Annotated in this window: 2 protein-coding genes and 2 rRNA genes (1 of these 4 running past the window's edge); all 4 read right to left on the bottom strand. The window is 59.2% G+C overall.

The window, feature by feature from the left end; all coding sequences use genetic code 11:
* Nucleotides 1-372: 372 nt before the first annotated feature.
* Nucleotides 373-1,092, bottom strand: coding sequence for a Fic/DOC family protein (locus tag MUN33_RS00060; RefSeq protein ID WP_244802869.1), 720 nt, complete (start codon nucleotides 1,090-1,092; stop codon nucleotides 373-375).
* A 13-nt stretch (nucleotides 1,093-1,105) separates the two neighbouring features.
* Nucleotides 1,106-1,327, bottom strand: coding sequence for a hypothetical protein (locus MUN33_RS00055; protein ID WP_244802868.1), 222 nt, complete (start codon nucleotides 1,325-1,327; stop codon nucleotides 1,106-1,108).
* 305 nt (nucleotides 1,328-1,632) lie between these two features.
* Nucleotides 1,633-1,749 (bottom strand): 5S ribosomal RNA (gene rrf, locus MUN33_RS00050).
* 126 nt (nucleotides 1,750-1,875) lie between these two features.
* Nucleotides 1,876-4,485: ribosomal RNA gene (locus tag MUN33_RS00045) — 23S ribosomal RNA — on the bottom strand; it runs 462 nt beyond the window's last position.

Raw genomic sequence — 4,485 nt, 5'->3', positions numbered from 1 at the left:
GCAGCGCCGGTCGCTCTGACTCGCATTAATCTACACAGCACCCACCACAGACACAAAACACCAGGTCACACCACCACTAACCCAACACCAGACCGGTGATGCGGCCACGGCGCAGCGTCCATGCCCCTCGTGCCCGCCCTCGGCCCCGGAGCACAGAGCGGCACCCGGATCATGCCCACCTGGCTGGCCCAACCTGCATGCCTCCGTGTCGGGGAAACCCCGGACCAGAGGTCGACCGACGAACGGGGAAGGTCCCGGAGGCGGAGACTCCGTCGCGGTGTGCCGGCGGCCGCCGTGCCGTGGCGCCGACGCTCGGGGCACCTGTCTCAGCCGCACGTCGGCCCCCGTACCGACCGCATGCGGCCGGCCCGGCTAGTTGCCAGACTTCTCTCCCCGGAACCGCTCCGGCAACCGATACTGTTGCCCCGGGTGAGCGCGGCGGAAGTTCATCATGTCGTGGAAGATCTCCGCCGAGGACCGGTTGTCCCTGTTGCTTTCCGTCGCCGTCAACGTACCCGCAGACACCTCGTCAGCGGGATGGACCGCCGGGAGGAGCGACTGCGCCAGGAACGACGGGTCCACCGTCGCTGCACCGACATAGCGGGCGGCATGGACCTGCTCCGCGCGAATAGCGGTCCAGTCCACCGCCCACCCCGAGTTCCGCAACAACTGGTCGAAGAAGAAGCGTTGAGTACGGCTGTTTCCGTCCCGGAACGGATGGACCATCGTCATCTCCGACCAGTGTTCTGCGACGGTGTAGACCGCCGCATCCACCTCAGTCGTGGACGGCGGGCGGCGGACGATGTCCCGCAGGACCCTGTCGAGCTCGTTGTCGACGAACTGGGCACGACACATCGCCATCCCCATCGCCCTGACCTCCGTGGTCCGGATATCCCCGGCCCACGGGTAGACGTCCCCCAGAAGGAAGGCATGGACCCCGACGAGGTCGGCGCGGGTGAAGCTCTTCATCGGAGCGCTGTCTTCCAACCGGGCCAAACGTGTCGCCGCCAGGCGACCGGCGACGCGGTCCAGCACTTCCGGGTCAGAGATACCGAACAGGTTCTCCGGGGCATCCCACGGATCACGTGCCATGCCAGCCGACCTGTCAGGCGCTTGCGGCAATGTGGCGGCGCAGCTCCGCCGCGCGGGCGGAATTCCCCAGACCTTCGTCCTCGAGGATCTCGAGGGCGGCCTGGTCATCGGAAATCTCGCCACGGAAGATCCGCCGGCAACGGGTCGAGTCCTCCGGGGTCAACGGCTGGCCTGCCATCGTCATCGACGCCTCGACGGCGGCGAACTTCTGATCCTCCGTGCGGTAATCCTTCACGGTCTTTCCACCCTTCCGTCGTTCTCGCTGACCCCTATCCTATCACGGGACAGCCACGCGGTAGCCGCGAAAAACCAGATCTACCTGCAGGTTATGGACGAAACAAGACCAACTGCCAAGGGCCACCGGCAGATGACCGGGTCACCTGGACCCGCAGCCTAGGGCCAAGGAACCCGCGGTACCGCGTCGGCCACGCGGTGGTGCGCCCCCACACCCCACACGTTCGGAAACGGGCATAAAAAAAGTGGTGTGTGACCACAACAACCACAACGATTGCTGCAACCACACACCACACAAAAGAACAATGCCGGCGGCGACCTACTCTCCCACACCCTCCCAGGTGCAGTACCATCGGCGCAGGCAGGCTTAGCTTCCGGGTTCGGAAAGGGACCGGGCGTGACCCCGCCGCTAAAACCACCGACAAAAACACAAGAACAAAACACACACCCACCCGACAAACCAAGTGGTGTGCTGTGCCGTTCCAGACACTGCACAATGAACGCGAATACCAACAACTTACGCAACAAGCCAACTTCAAGCCATTACAATAATGTCATCCTCGGTCAATTAGTACCGGTCACCTCCAACACTCACATGCTGTCCAGATCCGGCCTATCAACCCCGTCGTCTACAGGGAACCTCAAACGAAACCTCATCTCGAAACAGGCTTCCCGCTTAGATGCTTTCAGCGGTTATCCCTCCCATACGTAGCCAACCAGCCATGCCACGGGCGTGACAACTGGCCCACCAGAGGTATGTCCAACCCGGTCCTCTCGTACTAGGGTCAGCCTTTCTCAAGTTTCAACGCGCACGGCGGATAGAGACCGAACTGTCTCACGACGTTCTAAACCCAGCTCGCGTGCCGCTTTAATGGGCGAACAGCCCAACCCTTGGGACCAACTCCAGCCCCAGGATGCGACGAGCCGACATCGAGGTGCCAAACCATCCCGTCGATATGGACTCTTGGGGAAGATCAGCCTGTTATCCCCGGGGTACCTTTTATCCGTTGAGCGACACCGCTTCCACAAGCCGGTGCCGGATCACTAGTCCCTACTTTCGTACCTGCTCGACCTGTCAGTCTCACAGTCAAGCTCCCTTGTGCACTTACACTCAACACCTGATTACCAACCAGGCTGAGGGAACCTTTGGGCGCCTCCGTTACTCTTTGGGAGGCAACCGCCCCAGTTAAACTACCCACCAGGCACTGTCCCTAACCCAGATCATGGGCCGAGGTTCAGATATCCAGCACGATCAGAGTGGTATTTCAACAACGACTCCACAACCACTAGCGTGACCGCTTCACAGTCTCCCACCTATCCTACACAAACCGAACCGAACACCAATACCAAGCTATAGTGAAGGTCCCGGGGTCTTTTCGTCCTGCCGCGCGTAACGAGCATCTTTACTCGTACTGCAATTTCGCCGGGCCTGTGGTTGAGACAGCAGGGAAGTCGTTACGCCATTCGTGCAGGTCGGAACTTACCCGACAAGGAATTTCGCTACCTTAGGATGGTTATAGTTACCACCGCCGTTTACTGGGGCTTAAATTCTCCGCTTCGGTGAAAACACCTAACAGGTCCTCTTAACCTTCCAGCACCGGGCAGGCGTCAGTCCGTATACATCGACTTACCGTCTTCGCACGGACCTGTGTTTTTAGTAAACAGTCGCTTCCCTCTATCCTCTGCGACCCACACCAGCTCCAGCCGAAAAAGCCTTCACCAGCACGGGCCCCCCTTCTCCCGAAGTTACGGGGGCATTTTGCCGAGTTCCTTAACCACAGTTCACCCGATCGCCTTAGTATTCTCTACCTGACCACCTGTGTCGGTTTGGGGTACGGGCCGAATGTGCACATCGCTAGAGGCTTTTCTCGACAGCATAGGATCACCAACATCCCCGCAAACGGGTACGCATCACGCCTCACCCACAATGAACCCCGGATTTACCTAGGATTCGGGCCACACGCTTACACCACAATCCAATAAGTGGCTCGGCTACCTTCCTGCGTCACCCCATCACTTGGCTACTACCAACTCAGGTCCCACGCATCCACACACAGCAACCCACAAAGTAGGCCACCACACGCTTCAGGGCGGTTAGTATCGCTGATTCACCATGGTCGCACACACACGGGTACGGGAATATCAACCCGTTATCCATCGACTACGCCTGTCGGCCTCGCCTTAGGCCCCGACTCACCCTGGGAAGATTAACTTGACCCAGGAACCCTTGGTCATCCGGCGGATGAGGTTCTCACTCATCATTCGCTACTCATGCCTGCATTCTCACTCGCATAGCGTCCAGCACTGGGTCACCCCGCACCTTCACTCGCCACACGACGCTCCCCTACCAACCCACCAAAAGGTGAGCTCCGCGGCTTCGGCGGTGTACTTGAGCCCCACTACATTGTCGGCGCAGGACCACTCGACCAGTGAGCTATTACGCACTCTTTCAAGGATGGCTGCTTCTAAGCCAACCTCCTGGCTGTCTTCGCGATCCCACATCCTTTTCCACTTAGTACACCCTTAGGGGCCTTAGCCGGCGATCTGGGCTGTTTCCCTCTCGACTACGAAGCTTATCCCCCGCAGTCTCACTGCCGCGCTCTCACTTACCGGCATTCGGAGTTTGGCTGATGTCGCTAAGATGGTAGTCCCGCTAAACCAACCAGTAGCTCTACCTCCGGCAAGAAACACACGACGCTGCACCTAAATGCATTTCGGGGAGAACCAGCTATCACGGAGTTTGATTGGCCTTTCACCCCTACCCACAACTCATCCCCTCAGTTTTCAACCTAAGTGGGTTCGCGCCTCCACGACGTCTTACCGTCGCTTCACACTGGCCATGGGTAGATCACCCCGCTTCGGGTCCAGGACACGCCACTAACAACACACTAGTTAGTATTCGCTTTCGCTACGACTACCCCACACGGGTTAACCTCGCGACGTGCCGCTGACTCGCAGGCTCATTCTTCAAAAGGCACGCCATCACCCCACAAGGAGGCTCTGACGGATTGTAGGCACACGGTTTCAGGTACTATTTCACTCCCCTCCCGGGGTACTTTTCACCATTCCCTCACGGTACTAATCCGCTATCGGTCACAACAAGTATTCAGGCTTACCGGGTGGTCCCGGCAGATTCACAGCAGATTCCACGAGCCCGCT

The sequence above is a fragment of the Corynebacterium kalidii genome (assembly GCF_022869005.1).
Classification (GTDB): Bacteria; Actinomycetota; Actinomycetes; order Mycobacteriales; family Mycobacteriaceae; genus Corynebacterium; species Corynebacterium kalidii.
Note: the sequence above shows the minus strand (reverse complement) of the source record. Positions and strands in the feature narration are given on the sequence as shown.